Below are 18385 nucleotides of genomic sequence, written 5' to 3' on the forward strand. Positions count from 1 at the left end.
ATCTCGGCGGATTGCGCTCAGTGCGCATCAACATGGAGTTCAACGGCGCGCTTTGCCGGGGGCTCAAACAGACAAGATACAAGGAACTGGATGTTGTCGACGGCGAACCGACGCTGGTCGATTTCATTCTGGATCGCGTGCCCGATCGAGTCGCGCCGACCGCCTGAAGCAAAACTTACAGCAACGGCCTCCCTCGCACGAGGCCCCCAACCAACAACCCGCCCGTAAGGCGGAAGGAGGAATCATGCCCAAAATAATGCTTCACAATTCCGACGCCCGTCGTGCTCTGGCCCGTGGCGTCTTTCGATTGGCCGCCGCCGTCGAGCCGACGCTTGGCCCCAAAGGCATGAACGCCATGATCGACCGGCCGATCGGGACACCAATGGTGACCCGAGACGGCGTCAGCATCGCCTCCGAGATCGAACTGCACGACCGTTTCGAGAACATGGGCGCGCAAGTGGTCCGCGAAGTGTCGATGCAGACCAACGAGGTCGCCGGCGACGGCACCACGACCGCCATCGTGCTCGCCAACGCGCTCATCCAGGCCGGCATTGAAGCCAATGAGCGTGGCGCCAAGTCGGTCGATCTGTGCAAAGGCATCGACCTTGCGGTGGCGGCGGTGGTGGCGGCGCTCAAAGCGTCGGCAAAACCTGCCAAAGCCAACGGCATCCTGGCTGCCGTCGCCAACATCGCCGCGACCAACACCAAGCTTGGCGGGCTCGTGGCGGAAGCGCATCAGCGAGTCGGCGCCGAGGGCGTCATCACCACCGACTTCAGCGTGACGACAGAGACGACGCTCGAAGTAGTCGAGGGCATGTCCTTCGAACGCGGTTATCTCTCGCATCACATGGTCACCGACCAGGAGAAGATGGAGGCCATTCTGGAGCGCCCCTACATCCTGATGACCGACCTCAAGATCAAGGAGCCCGAAGCGCTCGACACGGCGCGCCGGATCGCCGACCAGGCCGGGCGGCCGCTGCTGATTGTGTCGGAGGAAATGTCGCCGGAAGTGGTGGTGACGCTGCTCGGCAAGCAAGGGCCGGGAAAATACCTCGTCGTCCATCCGCCGGAATACGGCCATTGGCGCAAGGCGATGATGGAGGATCTGGCCATCATCACCGGCGGCAAGGTGATTGCGCGCGATCTCGGTGGCCGGTTGGAAGACGTCACCGCCGAGGATCTCGGCACCGCCGACCGGGTGAAAACCAGTTCGTCCTATACGTCGATCATTCGCGGCGGCGGCGACCATGCGGCAATCGCGTCGCGCCGCGCTCAGGTGCAGCGGCAATACGAAGCCTCGCCGCCGAACATCGACCAGGACAAGCTGCGCGAACGCCTGGCGAAGCTCTCCGGCGGCACCGCGATCCTTTATGCCGGCGGCGTCACGCCGGTCGAGCAGAAGCGGACCATTCAGCTCATCGAGGATTCGCTGAATGCGGTGCGCGCCGCATCCGAAGAGGGCGTGGTCGCCGGCGGCGGCTCGGCGCTCGCCCAGATTGCACCGCTGCTCGACAAGGTGGCGACCGGCAACGACGGCGATGTCGCCGAGGGTGTGCGCCTGGTGCGGTCGGTCCTGTCGCGGCCGCTCTGGCGCATCGCCGCCAATGCCGGCGCCGATCCCGAAGCGGTCGTCGCCGAGGTGACGCGCATCAATGGCGGCTACGGCTACAACGCCTCGGCCGGCAGCTACCAGAACATGTTCGAGGCCGGGATCATCGATCCCGTCCGCGTCACCTACACGGCGCTCGCCAACGCGGCTTCCGTGGCGACGCTGATCCTGACCACCGAAACGCTGATCGGCGATCTCGCCGAGGATGAGGATCCGACGGCCGGACCGGCACGTGGCGGCGGTTCCGAAAAGCTCGGCCGCGCCTGACGCAATGCAACAATTTCGACGTTGAAAGGACACGACGATGAAAGCTGCCAGACTGTACGAATACGACCCGAAGATGAATGTTCAGCTCAAGATCGAGGAGGTCAAGGCACCGACGATCACGGCCCCGGACGAGGTGATCGTGCGGGTGGGTGCCGCCGGTCTCTGCCGCACCGACCTGCACATCATCGAAGGCGTGTGGAAGCCGACGATGGATCCCAAGGGCACGCTTTTGCCCTACATCATGGGCCATGAGAATGCCGGCTGGGTCGAGGAGGTCGGCAGCGGCGTCAGATCAGTCAAGCGCGGCGATGCTGTGATCTGCCATCCGTTTCGCTCATGTGGCATCTGCCTCAACTGTCGCCACGGCGAAGACATGTACTGCGACAATGGCCAGTTCCCCGGCCTCGGCATGAATGGCGGCTTCGCCGAATATTTCATCACCAGCGAACGCTCGCTGATCAAGCTGAACGCCAACGTCACGCCGATCGAGGTGGCGCCGCTGGCCGATGCCGGCATCACCGCCTACCGCGCCGCCAAGCGCGCCGCCAAACTGCTGCGACCGGGGAGCTACTGCGTGCTGCTCGGCATCGGCGGGCTCGGCCACATCGCGTTGCAATCGCTGCACGCGATCTCGGGCTGCCGCATCATCGCCGTCGATCGCGAGCCGGCGGCGCAGGTGCTGGCCAAGGATCTCGGCGCCGACTTCGTGCTCGATGGCGGGCCCAATGTCGTCGAGGAGGTCCAGCAGATCACCGGCGGCGGCGCCCATGTGGTGATCGACTTCGTCGGCGAACTCGGCGTCGAGAACATCTGCTGGAAGATGGTGCGCAAGGGCGGGCAACTGTTCGTCGTCGGCTATGGCGGCGCCGTCAACGTGCCGACTGCCCATCTCGTCATTGAGGAAATCAACATCGGCGGCAGCCTGGTCGGCAATTTCACCGAGCTGGTGGAGCTGATGGAGCTGAACGCCGACGGCAAGGTGAAGATGCACTACACCGAGTACAATCTCGCCAGCATCAACACCGCGCTCGACGATTTCAAGAACCGGCGGTTCACCGGCCGCGGGGTCATCGTTCCCTGAAGCATCCGGACCGGACGCCGCGCGGGAACGGGTGCGGCTCCGGTCCTCATCGTCACAAATCCGGAGGAAAAAATGAACAAATACGTCTGTGAATTCGTCGGCACCTTCGCGCTGGTATTCTTTGGCTGCGCCACGGTTCTTTTCATGCGCTCCGAGGTCGGCCTGCTGGGCGTGGCCATGGCATTCGGTCTTTCCGTGGTGGCGATGGCCTATTCGATCGGACCGGTTTCGGGGGCTCATCTCAATCCGGCCGTAAGCCTCGGCTTCTTCGTCGCCGGACGAATGAAATCGAACGATCTCATCGGCTATATCGTCGCACAATGCGCAAGTGCGATCGTCGCCTCGGCGGTGCTCTACGTGATCGCGCAAGGCAAGGCGGGCGGCTTTGACATCGCGGCCAATGGTTTCGCCCAGAATGGCTGGTCGGCCTATTCGGCGACCTCGGCGTTCCTGTTCGAGGCGGTCGCCACGTTCCTGTTCCTGCTGATCATCCTGCGTGCCACCGCCGAAGGCGGCGCCGGTCCTCTGGCTGGCCTGGCGATCGGGCTGACGCTGGTCATGATCCATCTTGCTGGCATCGCGGTTTCCGGCTCGTCGGTCAATCCGGCCCGCTCGCTCGGCCCGGCACTGTTCGCCGGCGGAGCGGCGCTGTCGCAGCTCTGGCTCTACATCGTCGCACCCTGCCTCGGTGCCGCTGCCGCGGGGCTGGCGTTGCGCGCGGGCGTGATCGGTGCGGGCGAAGCAGCAGTGCAGCCGGCCTGATCGCTTGCCGGACCGGCAAGCTCTGTTCTCGAACCCGCGTGGCTGCCGCCACCGTGTTTTGGGTGTCAGGACGTCAGCGAAGCGCGATCCTGAAACGAGTTCTTGGCTTCGAGGTTTGGAAAACGGGAGGACAATATGGATCTTATTACCGGGCTGGCTGTCGTCATCGGCATCATGGGCGGCATTGCGACATGGGCGTCGATCACGATCGGCAGTCCCTATCTGCTGATCTGGGCGGTGTTTGTCGGCTGGGGGAGTTTTTATCACTGCAGCGGCAAGGAAGCAGGGTTCAGGAATTCGGCGGTGGCAAACCTCTGGGGCGCGATCTGCGCGGCCGGCGCCTTGATTGCGCTGACGTCCATCGGGGTTACGGCGATCATGGCCGGTATTTGCGTCGGCATCTCAATCGTCGTGCTGATTCTCGCTGCCAGGCTGCCGTTGCTGAGCGCCATTCCGTCGGCGGTCTACGGCTATGCCACGACCGCCGCGCTCTTTCTGCTTGGTGCCGCTGCTTATGGCGAAGGCGCCAGCGGCATCGTCAAGGTCGCGGCCGCCGTGGTGATCTCGCTGATCATCGGCAACATCCTCGGCTACGTCTCGGAGAGAGTGACCGGAGCGGTCGTAAGGAGCTGATCTCTCGGCGACCGCCGCCTGAGGCGACCTTCCCCAATCCCGCGGCGCGAATGCCGCGGGATTTTTGTGCAATGGACGGATATAAGTTAGAGGAAACCGCGCCGGATGCCGTATTGGCCGAGCTTGCGGTAGAGCGTAGGCCGCGAAACACCGAGCCTGAGGGCGACCTTGCTGAGATTGCCGCCCTCGGCGGCAAGCGCATTCTTGATCGCCTGGCGTTCGGCATCCTCGAACGAGCACACCGGTGCCTCGAGCATGGCCGTGGGATGGCCGCCCTGCACGGCCGTATCATTGCGGTTGCCCGCACTGATTTCCCCGGGAAGATCCTGGAGTTCGATGGTGCAGCCGCGCGCCAGCACATGCAGACGCTCGACCAGGTTTTTCAGTTCGCGCACATTGCCCGGCCAGCGATAGGCCAGCAGCGCGTCAAGCGCTTCGTTTGAAAACTCCAACGGTTCATTGCTCGTTTGCGCCGCGATCTGGCGGTTGAAGTGCTCGATCAGCAGGATCACATCCTCGCCGCGCTCGCGCAAAGCCGGGACATGAATCGAGACCGCGCCGATGCGGTAGTAGAGATCGCTGCGGAAGCGGCCGGCGGCGACCTCCTGCTTGAGATCGCGATTGGTCGAGGCGACCAGCCGCACGTCCACCGGCCGACCCCTCGAGTCGCCGATGCGGTGGACCACGCGCTCTTCTAGGACGCGCAGCAGGAAGGGCTGAATCTCGAGCGGCAACTCGCCGATTTCGTCAAGGCTGAGCACGCCGCCATTGGCAAGTTCGAAGACGCCCAACTTGCCGTCGCGTGAGGCCCCGGTGAAGGCGCCGGCGACATGGCCGAACAATTCGCTGCCGAACAATTCCTTGGTGATCGCGCCACAGTTCATGGCGATGAACGGGTCGTTTTCGGTACGCCGGCTGCCGGCATGGACAAGCCGTGCGAACAGCTCTTTTCCGACGCCCGTTTCGCCTTCTATCAGCAATGAGGTGATACCGTTCGACCCGGCTACCCGGGAGGCGACATCGACGGCGGCCAGCAATTTTTCGCTTTCGCCGACAATCATCGCCGCGGCTGTCCGCAGATGTTTGTCCCCCTCCCGACGGATTACCGTCACGTTGGAGACGGCAGGTACCGAGGGAAACACCAGGGCCGCGCCACGAAGGTCGCCATCGAGCTTCAGCGGGGTGACATGGCAGGATCGCAGATGCACCGGCAGCGCCTTGGCGAGATCGCTCTCCGAGCCGGAGGCCGGCAGGTTCATGAGCCAGCGGCCGCGACCCGGTTCCAGCGGACCGTCCATCATCTCCGTCGTGTCGCCATTGGGCACGTTGTTGCAGAAGATCGCCCGGCCGCGATGATCGACGATCACCAACCCGTCTTTCCGGCGGTAGCTGGGCGCCGAAGAGATGAAGGCTTCGAGCAGGCGCGTGCGCTGCTCCTGCTGCTGCTCGGCGAGCGCCTTTTCGATCTGCCTGGCGGTGGCGGCGACGAGCGCCGTGTTGTGCGGCCGGAAGATCGGCGAATAACCCGACAGATCGACCACCCCGATGATCTTGCCGTCGAGCGGGTCGCGGATCGGCGCGCCGGCGCAGGTCCAGGATTTGATGCCGGCGCAGAAATGCTCGGCCGCGTGGACGAAAATCGGTTCGCCCGTCCACAGCGCGGTGCCGATGCCATTGGTGCCGACGGCGTCCTCGTTCCATTTGCCGCCAATGCCTAGATGAATGTCCATGCCGTCATGCAACGTCTTCTTGTCGCCGATGGCATCGATCAGCACGCCGTCACTGTCGGCGAGCACCAGCATCGCTCCCGTTCCCTCCAGCAACAGGCCTAGGGAAGCGAACGATCGCCGCGCCGCCGAAAGCAGTTCGGCGTTGGCCCGGGTCAGGTATTCGATCTCGTCACGGTCGCTGCTTAGCGGCGCTTCGATGCCCTGCGCATTGATGCCGCCGGTGGCGCTGCGATACCAGGAATCGTGGATCAGGGAGCGAACGTGGACCGGATCGCGGGCGCATGTCGGCGCGTCGGAAAGAAAACTCTCCCACGCGCGCATGGTGGCCCGCTCATCATAGTCGATCTTATCCACAACCAGCTGTCCGGTGGCCATCGACGCACGCGCCGGAAGAGCATCGGTTTTCATCGGATTGGGGCCGCTCGCGTGTTTCATTCAGTCATCACAGTACCTTTGAGGTATGCCATTTCTGTATGCTGTCGCGGACAGGACATGCACAGCCACGCCCGGATATCAGTCCTTAGTCGATTCCCAGTTTCGCCCCGATATCGGCCGCAAGCTGCTCTTCGGTGTAAGTCGCGGTCAGCCGCGATCCATCCAACCCGGTAAGCGCCTCGGCGATGGTTTCGTCGACCGGTGAGAAAAAGCCATTCTGCTTCGTTGCCAGCACGAAGATCTGGTCTCCATTCCGGTTGCGGACGTCGCCGATATGGTGAAGCTGGCGGCCCGTGTTCTGATCCTTCGAGATCACACGGCCATTCATAGTCACCTGGATGGACGGCTTGGCATCAGTCACAGTCGCGGCACTGCCGCCAACATGGATGATCAGCCCTTCCGCCTTGGGCTCCTGGCGAGGCTGCCTGGAAGCCGAATAACCGCCGCCGCTGATCTGGTCGGCGAGGCGAACGATGGTCGAGCGGTTCTGCTCGATCAGCCGCTTGACCTGGACATCCTCGCGCCGCGGACCGTCGCGCTTGGAGATTATCTCAACCATGAATCCTCCCAGATTCGTCGGCAGTGCCGGTGCGGCAATTTTTTGTTCTTGCAGCGGACCTTACACTGCCACAGTCGGGTCCGCCATTCATATTAGATATCGTCGAAATGGGTGTCGTTGGTAGCAGGTGGCTGCTACGCGGGGGCTGGTATTCGTATGTTTGAGTAGTGTCCGCGTCAGGCCGCCTTGTTCTTCGATTCCGAGGGTTCGCTGTTGAAAGAGTCCCTATCGCGCAGGTAGAGAGCGCACGTGGTGCGCAGCATTGAGGCAACGTTCGGGATATGGCCGTTAATCTCGATCGCTTCATCGTAAAGCGTCGAGAGGAATTTCGGCGCCGTCATGCTTTGTCCATGGGCGATCTCGTCCAATAGCGTCCAAAAAGCGGCTTCGAGCTGGATGCTCGTCGAGTGGCCGCCTATTCGAACTGAGCGATTGATTAACGATACCCTTCCGGATCCTGCCCGGCAAAGACCTTACACATGCGAAGACCTCCCGTTTGATTTTGCTTTGGGCGCGACCTTCCGGATACCAGCAGCACGTCGCTTGGGCAGAATACTGCCGGATGATGGCTTCGCTGGCGTTGAAGATCCCGACGCATCAAACCGAACTCGACCTTCCCCAAGCTGACGACATTCGCATCAACGATCCGGCGCCGATTATGCGGGTAGGGGGAGATGCAATCGAACTCGCCTCAATGACGTTCGGCTTTCCTCCGTCGGGACCGAAGGGAGGGCCGGTTCAACTCCGCTCCGAAGGCCGCCGTTTCGCCGACAGCAAACGCTGCCTCGTGCCGGCCTCGACGTTCTTCGAATTCTCCGGCACGAAATATCCGAAAGCCAAACACCGCTTCACATTGAACGGTGCTCCGTTCCTGGCCATTGCCGGGCTTTGGCGTGAGGCGGCCGGCAACAAGCCGCCCACCTTCACGATGCTTACGACTGATCCTGGGCGGATGTCGCGCCGTATCACAATCGGCAGGTGGTTGTTCTTCTACCCGAACACTGGTCCGCGTGGCTTGGTTTGTCGAAACCGGAGAGCGAGCTACTGCGGCCATCGCTGTCGGTCGAAACGGTAAGACCAGAGCGCGCCTGAGTTCAGTTGCGAAGTCGCTCCGGCACACTGAGCGGCCCAATGTCCAGAATTCGTTTGCAGGCGCTTGGGCGCCGCCAGACGCCGCGCGCGCCCCGTTCTCCCGGTTCCGCTTCGGACGAACGCTATGCCGCCGAAGTGGTCAAGGAACGTCGCTGGGGCATCGGGATCGGCGAAGCAGTGTAGTCGCCACTCTTCCTGCTTGCCATCTTCCCAGATCGCAATCACCGACCGGGTCCACACCGCGCGGAACTTAGCCCTGTGCTATGTGCCCGGGCCTTGGTGTTATAGGGAACAAGTCGCGATAGTCCGGTGTTAATTAGCGGAGGCTAATACGATGCCTTTTAGCGTCACCACTGCGACTACGGATGCTGTTCTCGAAGCCAGGAACACTGATGCTGAGATCCGAGGGGTCGTCGATCTCGCCAATAAGATTGATGCCAAAATCGGCACCATGCGCCTGGGCCAAGCTATCCAGTTCGTTGCGAATGCATCCGTGCTTGGATACGGGGTTCGCGGAGCGATGGTGTTTTACGGAGAAGCAGGAACACCGAGCCTCAGGGTAAGGGAATGTGAGCAGTTGTGGGCACTATATGGTCTCGCCCTGCTTGAGCCATGATTTCTGACTCGACGGAGCGCTGGAGGCCGTTCACGATAACCCCACTTCCAGATGGTCCCCGTCGAGAGCATCGCCTGCGCGTGCTGAAGGGCGGAACGATCATCACCGGTTTCCAAACGCGGAAATCAGCTGCTCACTACGCAATCAGCACTCCAAGGGAGCCGAACTGAGGGTGGCAGCAGACGTTCAGATTCCAGGGCCCTTTCGGCTAAATCTTGCCGTTACGGGATCGCGCGGTCGAAAGAATGAGAGCGTAGGCGTCGAATTCGAGGGTATCGAGCCGAAGCCGAAATTCGATTATGGTTGAATGCGGCACCACCAGCGATGGACTACGGAGTTCCCCAGCGCCGTCGACAGGACGGTGACGCTGCTGAAGTAGACGTTCTATTTCCCGTATCGCTGCTCCAGCGCTTCGGCAATGTGTTCGCAAAGCAACTCGCCGGTGACGATGGTGACGTGGAGACGGATGCGTGCTCCCTGCGGATCGACCATCGTGACCACCGTGCCGCGGTCGGAGTATTCGAACGTGTCCAGAACCTTGTGAATGACGAAGTCAGCTACATTGGGCGCCGAGCTGGCGTGATTTTCCACGGCCTTCCTCCATCCCGAAATCAGCGGATCATGCCTTTGGGCAGCAGTCGCGTGCCTAGGCGGTCTCCTCCGACAGCTGTCCGATCGTTAAATATGTAACGGATTGTATTAGTCCAGAACGATATAACCGCTCCGCAGCATCCATTATGCATGTCTTTGCTCGGAGATGGCGGTCTCGCAGCAGAAGCCAAGCCGGGAACTCTGACCATGACTGGCTGCTTTCTGCGTAGGTCTGGGTAAGCGTGGTGCCGTGCAAGCCTGCGGCGAACGGCTCGAAAATAGCGGCATCATCGAGTCGCCGGATTTGCTGGCCAGCGCCGGCGAACGCCTTCAAGCATCCACACTTGCCGTTACTGGCTGGGTGAATTGTGCAGCCAGTTGGAACCTCTTGCGAAATCGGGTGTTAAGCTGCGTTTAGGGGACTTTCATGGAACAACGAGCTTTGCCCTCCAGCATTTCTGGCCCGCGAACCCTGTCTGGTGGCGAGGCCCGCGAAGTAACCATCGCGACCCTCCACTCCGGCAGCGAGCTCGAAGATTTCTTCGAGAATGCAGCCGTGGCTCTCCACCTGGTGGCCAATGACGGCACCATTTTGCGCGCCAATCGAGCCGAACTGGACTTGCTCGGCTATGCCGCGGACGAATACGTCGGCCGCAATATCCGCGAATTTCACGCGGATGCCGCCGCAATCGACGACATTTTGAACCGCCTTTCTCGGCATGAGCAGCTTCAACACTATCGCGCGAGGTTGCGCGCCAAAGACGGCTCTATGCGTTGGGTGGAGATAACATCCAACGTGCGTTCAGTTGAGGGTCGGTTTCTCAACACCCGCTGCATCACCATCGACGTGACTGAAAAGGTCGAAGCGGAAGAGTTGTTGCGCGAACAGGAGCAGAGGCTTGCCCTGACCTATCACAGCGCTGGTGTGGGAATCGTGGAAGCTGACGCCGAAGGCCGGCTGCTGCGGGTGAACGGACATTTGTGCCGTCTATTGGCCTGTACGCAGGAGGACCTTGTTGGCCGATCTATTTTCGATCAGACCTTTCCTTCCGACGTCGAGGCGGATCGCACGAAATATCGCCAACAGGTCGCCGGCGAGATCAACAGCTACACGATCGAGAAGCGGTTCGTGCGCAAGGACGGGTCGCTTTTCTGGGCTGTCGTGACGTCTTCCAGCGTCTACGACGGCAGCGGGCGGTTTCACTACGCGGTACGGGTGCAGCACGATATCACCGAGCGGAAGGAGATTGAGGCGACGCTCGCCCAAAGGGCCGAGGAGCAGGCTGCGCTGCATCAACTGACGGAAATGCTGCAGCACGCCTATACCCGCGAAGACGTCTACGAGGCTGCGCTCGATGATCCAGCGCGGGCTAAGATGTCAGCGCGCTTCTATTCTGCTTTTGGAAGGCGGAATCATGAAGTTTGTCGCGTGGCGGGGCTTGTCGGACGCATATCGAAGCGCCGTGGAAGGCCATTCGCCCTGGTCGGCAGCAGACCACGATCCGCAGCCAATTTGCATGCGCGATGTGGAACAGGCCGAACTCCCCGACAGCTTGAGACACGCAATCCGAACAGAAGGCATCGGCGCGGTCTGTTTTATTCCGATAATCGAAGGCGGGCGTCTGCTGGGCAAGTTCATGGCCTATTTCGACGAGCCGCACGATTGCTCGGCGGAGCAGATTGAAGTCGCCCGGACGATCGCGCGTCAGCTCGGGTTCGGCATTGAGCGTGTCAAGGCGCAGAATGCGGCCCAGCGACTGGCAGCAATCGTGGAGTCGTCCCATGACGCCATCGTGAGCAAAGATCTCAGAGGCATCGTCTCGACCTGGAATCGCGGCGCCGAGCGCTTATTCGGCTATACGGCCGCGGAGATGGTAGGCAAGCCCATCACCACCATCATTCCCGAGGATCGGCTCGGTGAGGAACCGCTGATATTAGGTCGCATCCGCAACGGCGAACTCGTGGATCATTTCGAGACGGTTCGCCGCCGCAAAGACGGAACGCTGGTGGATATCTCTCTCACAATATCGCCGGTGCGGGATGCGTCAGGCCGTATCGTCGGAGCTTCCAAAATCGCCCGAGACATAACGGACAAAAAGGTAGCGGAAGCGAAGATACAAGACAGCGAGCGCCACCTTCAAGACCTGCTCGCTGCCATTCCTGCCGCGATCTATACCACCGATCGCGACGGCAAGATCACCTACTTCAATGAAGCTGCGGTGCAACTCGCCGGCCGAACGCCCGTGATTGGCACCGACGAATGGTGCGTGACATGGAAGCTCTACTGGCCGGACGGGACGCCGCTTCCCCACGATCAATGTCCGATGGCCATCTCACTGCGCGAAGGGCGGCCCATCCGGGGATATGAAGCGGTGGCCGAGCGGCCGGATGGTAGGCGGGTGCCTTTCATCCCTTATCCCACACCGATGCGCGATGCTGCTGGAAACATCACCGGGGCCATAAACATGCTGGTCGATGTGAGCGAGCGTAAGCAGGCCGAAAGCCAGCAGCGGATATTGCTCGACGAGCTCAATCATCGCGTGAAGAACAACATGATGATGCTGAAGTCCCTGCTTTCCGTGGCGGCGAGGACCAGCAAGAGTTCGGAGGCCCGGACCGTTCTGGATGAGGCCAGCAAGCGGGTGGCCGCCATGGCTGCCGCTCAGCGGGTCCTCTATGACACGCCCGACGCCATCAACTTCGGTGCCGAACCTTTCTTGGGAGCTGTTTGCGAGACCGCTAGACAGATGTTCCCCCCAGCCGTTCAATTGGTCTGCGAGGCAGATCCCATCCAACTGCCAAACGACATCGCGATGCCGCTGGCGCTCACTATCAACGAGCTTTTGATCAACGCCGTAAAGTATGGCTTGCCTGGAAATGGGCATGGAACCATTCGCGTTTCCATCAGACAGAATGGCCGAACTATTAGCCTGGCGGTCGAGGATGAGGGCCCGGGCTTCGAACTGGATTCTGTGCGCTCGTCTTCGTCAGGCCTGCGACTCGTCGAAGGCTTGGTGCGACAGATCGGCGGGACTTTCGAAGTCGGCCGGCACCCGTCCAGATGCACCGTGACCTTTTGCCAGATGCCCCAGGAGATTGGCCTTGCGACCAAAAGCAGCGATACCTGAGTTGAGCCATGCGGGGGAGATCAATGGGTCCTTCAAGCCGCAGGTCGTCTTCTCCCGAGATGATGTGAGCGGAGAACAAGGCGAAATCACCCGGAACCAGTTGATCTTGATCGTCGAAGACGACTACCTGATCGCGCTAGATATAGAGGCCGGACTGCTGGCCGAAGGCTTCTCGCTAGCGGGCCTCGCGACCAGTGCCGATGAGGCGATAAGTATGGCGCTCTCGACCAAGCCGGTGCTTGCCCTGATGGATATCCGCTTGTTGGGCGAGCGGGACGGCATCGACGCGGCCGTGGAGTTGTACCGCGATCATGGGATACGATGCATCTTTACGACGGCGCACGGTGATCGCGACTTGAAGCTTCGAGCCGAGGCGGCCAGACCGCTGGGCTGGGTGCAGAAACCCTATTCTATAGCGACGCTAGTCGCAGCCATTCGAGATGCCTTTCAGGAGCTCGACAAGGAGAGCTGAACGCGAAGGCCATTTAAGCAATTGGACCCGCCCAGCGCGCCACATCAGTGCTTGATTTTGGGTGCCAGGGTGCTCTGCTCTCTTAGCCTTGCGGCAGGTTCGTCTCGATCGCGGCAGCCGTGCTCGTACATCGATCACGTCGTTTAACGTTTATGGGCTGTCGCGCCCCATCTTCAGAAGAACATTGTGATCTGCAAGGCCGTCCGGATCTATCGTGACCCTGCTTCCTCGATATGCGTGACAGCGCCCACGCGCTCGATCTGATGGGCGCAGGATATCAAAGGGCCGGCGAACGCTGCGGGATTGCCTCCGCTCTGGATGATTCTCGATGCGAACAAAAGGTTGATGTACGAGCCGCTGCTGAGGAATCGAGCCGTCGCGCGCCGAATTCGCCGGCCGCATGATCGGGGCCTTTGGATGCGTGGCCGCAATCTGTTGGCCGATGATCACACGGTTCGCAATCGAGCTGTTCTGAAGAGTTCGCGAACCCTGCGCAACCGAAACGGAACGACAACGTCTGGCGACCAACGCTGACTAACGTCTCGCACCCAAGGTGCTCGAAACATCAAGCGAAAAGTGCAGAGAGGTGGGGGAGACGATTCCGTCTCTCCGCTCTTGCAGGCTCGTCTACCCGTCAGGACGGTGACGGGTAGACGAAACCGAGCCTCGTCAACTCGGCAGGCTCAATCAGCCCGAATCTTATTTTTTCTTGCGAGCGGCGGCTTCGGCCCGCACAGGCGCCTCGTTGATATTGGCCGCGCCGCCCATGTCGCCATTCTTGGTTCGTCCGGCCCCCGGCCCGGCGCCTATATCCGCGCCTGTGGTCGGATCGGAGGAGGGATCCGAAAGCGTCCGCTCTCCCATTTTTGCTACCACTTTCATGTCTTTGGCCGCCAGCTTGACTGTTGCTGTCCCATCGCCATCGTCCGCCGGCATGACTTCCTCAAGATCGTCCACGCGGTCCCATTCGTCTCCCGAATTCCATGGCCCATTCGTGTCCCCTTCACCCTGCGACGTGTTGACGTACATGCTCGCATATTTCTCAATGCCGGGGAGCTTGCCCGTCGGAAAGTTGTTCTCGATCGCGTAGAGCGCTTTCTCGAAAGATTTTTGATGCGCGATTTCGCGCGTCATGAGGAATCCGAGGGCGTCTTTGACGCCGGGATCTTCGGTGATGTTGATCAGTCGCTCATAAACGATCTTTGCACGCGCCTCGGCGGCAATGTTAGACCGCAGATCGACGGTAGGCTCGCCGCGGGAATCGACATAGGCGGCAGTCCACGGGACTCCGGCCGAGTCGCACAACGCAGGTGCGCCGCCAAACAAGATGGACTCTTTGGCCGTCGTGCCGCTTGCGCCGACCATCAAGTACAGTTCGGCTTCTTTCATCTGCCCTTCGGCCAGCTGCGCCTTCAGGCCTTTGTTGAGCATGGTGACGATCGAGCCGACGACCTCGAGATGGCTGAGTTCCTCGGTCGCTATGTCGAGCAACATGTCCTTGCGGCCGACATCGTCTTCGCCCAGCCCTTGGGTGAAATAGCGCATTGCGGCGGCAAGCTCGCCATCGGCGCCGCCGAACTGCTCCATGATCATGCACGCCAGCCTCGGATTGGGCTCGGAAACACGAACGGTGTATTGCAGTCGTTTATTGTGCATGAACATGAGGCTTCCTCCAAGGGTTGGCGTTCCGTAACCTCCCAACACCTGGAATGTTCCTGCGTATAAGACAGAATGACTTAAAACGTGCGTTTTCTGAATCCGCCGAGCCGCGTTGACGTCGCGTGCTCACGCGGACCCGTCTTTGCCAAGAAAAATTGCTGCAAGCTAACCTATGCAATACTTGAGCGGGAGGGACCGAGACGTTCAGAGCGCGTCGAGACGCCGACGTGTCAGTCGGGCCTGAAGGAGGACTACCACCAGGAGGAACAGTCCTCGGATCACTGATTGCCAGTAGGCTGAAAGCGAGATCCATCCCATCCCGTTCTCGAAATTCAGAACATTGAAAAGGATGCCGAGCAGGAGCACGCCGGCGAGCGTGGTCACAACCGAACCCGAGCCGCCAGTGAGCAGCGTCCCGCCGACCACGACGGCTGCGATGGAAAACAGTTCCCAACCCACTCCTTCAATGGGCTGTCCCGCCCCAAACTGCGACGCAAGGATGACACCGGCGAGCCCTGCCAATCCCCCGCTCGCGACATAGACCAAAAACTTTACGCGATCGGTCCGCAGGCCCATGAGACGCGAAGCATCCTCGCCGCCGCCAATTGCCAGCACCGCCCGTCCTGTGCCGGTGTAATTCAAGACAAGGGAACCAATGAGATATGCCACGACGGCGATAGCCGCCGGGATCGGAAACGTCCAGAAATTGCCTTGGCCGATGGCAGTGAAGCCCGATTCATAGGAGACCGAGACGGTCTGGTTACCTGCAAGCAGGAGGGCCGAGCCACTGGCGGCCTGCATCGTGGCGAGAGTGGCTATGAACGGCATCAGATTGGCGCGTGTGACAAGGGTCGCATTGATGAGACCGGCGGCCAGCCCAGCGCCTATACCGGCCGCGAGACCAGGAACGATTCCATAAGGACTTGCCAACGCCGAAGCCACGCTGCCCAAGGCAGCGACGGAGCCCACGGAAAGATCGATTCCCCCTGTCATGATGACGAAGCACATACCAAGCGCCACCAGCGCGAACATGGAATTGTAACGTAGGAGAGTCATCACGTTGTAGAAGCTGAGGAACCGATCATAACGCAGGAAACCGAATAGAATGAGCGCAGCCAGGGCGATCAATACACCATAGGTGCCAATGATGCGGACGAGGCGGGCACGATTCATAGGGCTACCCGCGATGCTGCTGCTGCTGCAGCCACACAGCGAGCGCGATGATCCCTGCCTTGACCACCAGGGCAGCGGCGTCAGGCACCCCATTCGCCAGAAGGGTGTAGCGAACCAGTTGAATGGTAAGCGCGCCCAGCAGGCTACCGATAATGGTGGCCTTACCGCCGCTGAGCAGAGTGCCGCCCACGGCAACCGCCGCGATAGCATCGAGCTCCATACCAAGGCCAACCAGGTTCGCGTCGCTGGACGAGTTGATTGCAATCACGATTAGCCCGGCCAGCCCGGCGCAAAGGCCGCTTATCCCATAGACAGCAAGCTTGATCTTGGAGACTGCAATACCAGCGAGTTCGGAAGCCTTTTCATTGCCGCCGACCGCCAATATGCGTCGCCCGAACAGCGTTTTTTTCAACGCCCATGCAGCTGCCGCGACAATGACAGCCATGATGATGACTTGGGCCGGGATGTCCAAGGGTCGGGCAAGGCCGATCCATTGAAATTCCGGTACGCGGAAGGTCTGCAGGTTCCCGTTCGTCATCACCTGAGCGATGCCGCGGCCCGCGATGAACAGAACCAGTGTCGCAACAATGGGCTGGATTCGGAAGCGGGCGACCAACCAGCCATTGAAGAGTCCCAACAGCCCGGCTATCAATACTGAGACGATCATCGCGGCCGCCACGCCCAGGTAGATGCTTCCGATCGGAAGGATCTTGCCCATGAAGATCATCGGAGCCAGCGCACCCGAAATAGCCATCAGCGATCCGACGGAGAGATCGATGCCGCCCGTGGCAATGACGAGCGTCATTCCGACGGCTACGATGACGATGGTGCAGACCTGAGTGAGGTTGACGTTCAGCGTCTGCATTGTCGCGAAATTGCGTGTGAAGGCGAGGTTGAACGCAACCAGCAAGACAAGTGCGATCACGGTCCCGTAGCGCGACAGAAAGCCGAAGAGATCGAAGGTGCGCGCGACTGCATCTCGATCCGCATATGACCTTGGGAGCTCAGTCACGTCGTGGCCTCCGAGGAAGCGCCTGTCCCGTGCGCCATCGCGGTCAGCACTTTTTCTTCGTTAGCGGCTTCAGCTTCCAACTCGGTCACGCTGACACCGTCGCGCAGAACGAATATGCGATCCGCGCCTTCGATCACTTCCTCCAGCTCTGACGAGATCATGAGCACGCCGAGGCCCTGATCTGCAAGTCTCCGGATCAGACGCTGGATCTCGCCCTTGGCACCCACATCGATTCCCCTTGTCGGCTCGTCGAGTATGAGCAGCTTCGGGTTCATCGCCAGCCAGCGGGCAAGCAGCACTTTCTGCTGGTTCCCACCCGAAAGCTCTCGCACCTTCTGATTGGGCCCGGAACATTTTATGCCGAGCTCGCGGATGAACCGCTCGACGATTTCGCGCTGGCGCGAGTCGTCCAGCACGCCGTTGCGGCTGATTTTCGGAAGCAAGGCAAGGGTGAGGTTTTCTGCCACCGTCATCTCCGGCACGATACCTTCGCCCTTGCGGTCCTCGGTGCAGAAGCCCATCCCGGCGGCGATCGCGTCGGCGGGACGGTCGGGGTGGTACGCGGCACCCTCCATCGTCATCTGGCCGGCGCTTGAGCGATCGGCACCGAACACGAGCCGTGCGGTTTCGGTGCGACCTGCGCCGAGGAGGCCCGCAAAGCCCGCGATCTCGCCGCGCCGGAGATCGAAGCTCACATTGCGCACAGCCTGCCCGGCCCCAAGCCCTCGGGCCGAAAACATTACATCCCCGATTCCAGCGCGGTCGCGCTCGCCGAAGGCTGTGGCGTGACCCTCGACAGCCGCGACATCGCGGCCGAGCATAGCTGCGACAAGTTCCAGTTTGCCGATTTCTTCCATTGCGGCGCTGCGCACGGTGCGGCCGTCGCGCATGATCGTGACTTGGTCGCAGACCTCATACAACTCGTCGAGCTTGTGGCTTACAAAAATGACGGACACCCCTTCAGCCTTCAACTGATGAATGACGCTGAACAGCACTCCCACTTCGCGTTCGTCGAGCGACGAGGTCGGTTCGTCCATAATGACAAGGCGAGCGGAGAACCCTATAGCCCGCGCGATCGCGACCATCTGCTGTGTTGCAGTGTTGAACTCGCCAAGCGGACGGCGAACATCGATGCCAATTGCGAAGCGGCTCAGCAGGCGCTCGGCTTCCGCGTGCATGGCATTCCAGTCGAGCAGGCCGTAACGGCGCTGTTCCCGACCCAGGCAAATGTTCTCCGTCACTGACCGTAGCGGGACCAGATTGATCTCCTGATAGATCGTGCTGATGCCGTTGACTTGTGCCTGGTGGGGCGAGTGGACCTCAAAGGGCTCGCCTTCGAACAGCACTTGCCCGGCATCCTTGCGGTAGTATCCGGTCAAGACCTTGATCAGCGTTGATTTGCCCGCGCCGTTCTGGCCTATCAGGGCATGGACCTCGCCTGAGCGCACGGAAAGCGACGCATCCGCCAGCGCCGGTATGCCTGCGAAACGCTTTTGGATGTCGCGCATGTCGAGAAGCAGCGTGGAAGGTCCGTCCGGCGGCCGCGTCATCAGCAAAGCTCCGAAA

At 60.9% G+C, this 18385-nt stretch carries 15 protein-coding genes and 3 pseudogenes; 10 read left to right on the forward strand and 8 right to left on the reverse strand.

Translation table 11 applies throughout. The annotated features are described in order from the left end of the window. Positions 1-244 precede the first annotated feature (244 nt). The 4 genes from groEL to O7A05_RS31350 all read left to right on the forward strand — a co-directional run bounded on the left by groEL (position 245) and on the right by O7A05_RS31350 (position 4352). A complete protein-coding gene (gene groEL / locus O7A05_RS31335; RefSeq protein WP_337097155.1) occupies positions 245-1876 on the forward strand; it encodes a molecular chaperone GroEL in 1632 nt (543 codons plus the stop codon). A gap of 37 nt (positions 1877-1913) precedes the next feature. Continuing rightward, positions 1914-2957 carry an NAD(P)-dependent alcohol dehydrogenase gene (locus tag O7A05_RS31340; protein ID WP_337097157.1) on the forward strand — a complete coding sequence of 348 codons (1044 nt, stop codon included), beginning with the start codon at positions 1914-1916 and terminating at the stop codon, positions 2955-2957. A 72-nt stretch (positions 2958-3029) separates the two neighbouring features. Continuing rightward, positions 3030-3719, forward strand: a complete 690-nt coding sequence (locus O7A05_RS31345; protein ID WP_337097158.1) for an aquaporin — start codon at positions 3030-3032, stop codon at positions 3717-3719. A 135-nt stretch (positions 3720-3854) separates the two neighbouring features. Then, positions 3855-4352, forward strand: a complete 498-nt coding sequence (locus tag O7A05_RS31350) for a DUF1097 domain-containing protein (protein ID WP_337097159.1) — start codon at positions 3855-3857, stop codon at positions 4350-4352. Positions 4353-4438: 86 nt separating this feature from the next. On the opposite strand, the gene O7A05_RS31355 is transcribed toward O7A05_RS31350, so the two are convergent. The 3 genes and pseudogenes from O7A05_RS31355 to O7A05_RS31365 form a co-directional block, all read right to left on the reverse strand. After that, a complete protein-coding gene (locus tag O7A05_RS31355) occupies positions 4439-6517 on the reverse strand; it encodes a sigma-54-dependent Fis family transcriptional regulator (RefSeq protein WP_337097160.1) in 2079 nt (692 codons plus the stop codon). A gap of 85 nt (positions 6518-6602) precedes the next feature. Continuing rightward, positions 6603-7076 carry a hypothetical protein gene (locus O7A05_RS31360; protein ID WP_337097161.1) on the reverse strand — a complete coding sequence of 158 codons (474 nt, stop codon included), beginning with the start codon at positions 7074-7076 and terminating at the stop codon, positions 6603-6605. 176 nt (positions 7077-7252) lie between these two features. Then, positions 7253-7557: pseudogene (locus O7A05_RS31365) on the reverse strand (ribbon-helix-helix domain-containing protein). An 81-nt stretch (positions 7558-7638) separates the two neighbouring features. On the opposite strand from O7A05_RS31365, the pseudogene O7A05_RS31370 reads away from it, so the two are divergent. The 3 genes and pseudogenes from O7A05_RS31370 (at position 7639) to O7A05_RS31380 (ending at position 8784) form a co-directional block, all read left to right on the forward strand. Continuing rightward, positions 7639-8168, forward strand: a pseudogene (locus O7A05_RS31370) (SOS response-associated peptidase family protein). A gap of 39 nt (positions 8169-8207) precedes the next feature. Then, complete coding sequence (locus O7A05_RS31375) at positions 8208-8351, forward strand: hypothetical protein (protein ID WP_337097163.1); 144 nt, start codon at positions 8208-8210, stop codon at positions 8349-8351. A 151-nt stretch (positions 8352-8502) separates the two neighbouring features. Next, positions 8503-8784 (forward strand): hypothetical protein, encoded by a 282-nt coding sequence (locus O7A05_RS31380; protein WP_337097165.1) that lies wholly within the window; start codon positions 8503-8505, stop codon positions 8782-8784. 384 nt (positions 8785-9168) lie between these two features. Here the strand turns inward: O7A05_RS31380 and O7A05_RS31385 are convergent, their stop codons facing one another. Continuing rightward, on the reverse strand, positions 9169-9375 hold the full coding sequence (locus O7A05_RS31385; protein ID WP_337097167.1) for a hypothetical protein: 207 nt from the start codon (positions 9373-9375) through the stop codon (positions 9169-9171). A gap of 427 nt (positions 9376-9802) precedes the next feature. On the opposite strand from O7A05_RS31385, the pseudogene O7A05_RS31390 reads away from it, so the two are divergent. The 3 genes and pseudogenes from O7A05_RS31390 to O7A05_RS31400 all read left to right on the forward strand — a co-directional run. Beyond that, positions 9803-10573: pseudogene (locus O7A05_RS31390) on the forward strand (PAS domain-containing protein); the annotation flags it as partial. A 157-nt stretch (positions 10574-10730) separates the two neighbouring features. Further along, positions 10731-12503: a PAS domain S-box protein gene (locus tag O7A05_RS31395; protein ID WP_337097169.1), complete on the forward strand. Its 1773-nt coding sequence runs from the start codon at positions 10731-10733 to the stop codon at positions 12501-12503. Continuing rightward, positions 12478-12975, forward strand: coding sequence for a response regulator (locus tag O7A05_RS31400; protein ID WP_337097170.1), 498 nt, complete (start codon positions 12478-12480; stop codon positions 12973-12975). The genes O7A05_RS31395 and O7A05_RS31400 overlap by 26 nt, the downstream gene beginning before the upstream one ends. Before the next feature lie 699 nt (positions 12976-13674). Here the strand turns inward: O7A05_RS31400 and O7A05_RS31405 are convergent. The 4 genes from O7A05_RS31405 to O7A05_RS31420 form a co-directional block, all read right to left on the reverse strand. After that, positions 13675-14637, reverse strand: coding sequence for a manganese catalase family protein (locus O7A05_RS31405; RefSeq protein ID WP_140839334.1), 963 nt, complete (start codon positions 14635-14637; stop codon positions 13675-13677). A gap of 201 nt (positions 14638-14838) precedes the next feature. After that, a complete protein-coding gene (locus tag O7A05_RS31410; RefSeq protein ID WP_337097174.1) occupies positions 14839-15807 on the reverse strand; it encodes an ABC transporter permease in 969 nt (322 codons plus the stop codon). Between the two features lie 4 nt (positions 15808-15811). Next, complete coding sequence (locus O7A05_RS31415) at positions 15812-16819, reverse strand: ABC transporter permease (RefSeq protein WP_415927081.1); 1008 nt, start codon at positions 16817-16819, stop codon at positions 15812-15814. Further along, the gene (locus O7A05_RS31420; RefSeq protein WP_337097175.1) at positions 16816-18369 is read right to left on the reverse strand and encodes a sugar ABC transporter ATP-binding protein; all 1554 of its coding nucleotides are present in this window, start codon (positions 18367-18369) and stop codon (positions 16816-16818) included. Before O7A05_RS31420 ends, O7A05_RS31415 begins: the two co-directional genes overlap by 4 nt. Positions 18370-18385 lie beyond the last annotated feature (16 nt).

Origin of the sequence: Mesorhizobium argentiipisi (SeqCode), assembly GCF_037179585.1 — a bacterium.
In the GTDB taxonomy this organism is placed as follows: Bacteria; Pseudomonadota; Alphaproteobacteria; order Rhizobiales; family Rhizobiaceae; genus Mesorhizobium; species Mesorhizobium argentiipisi.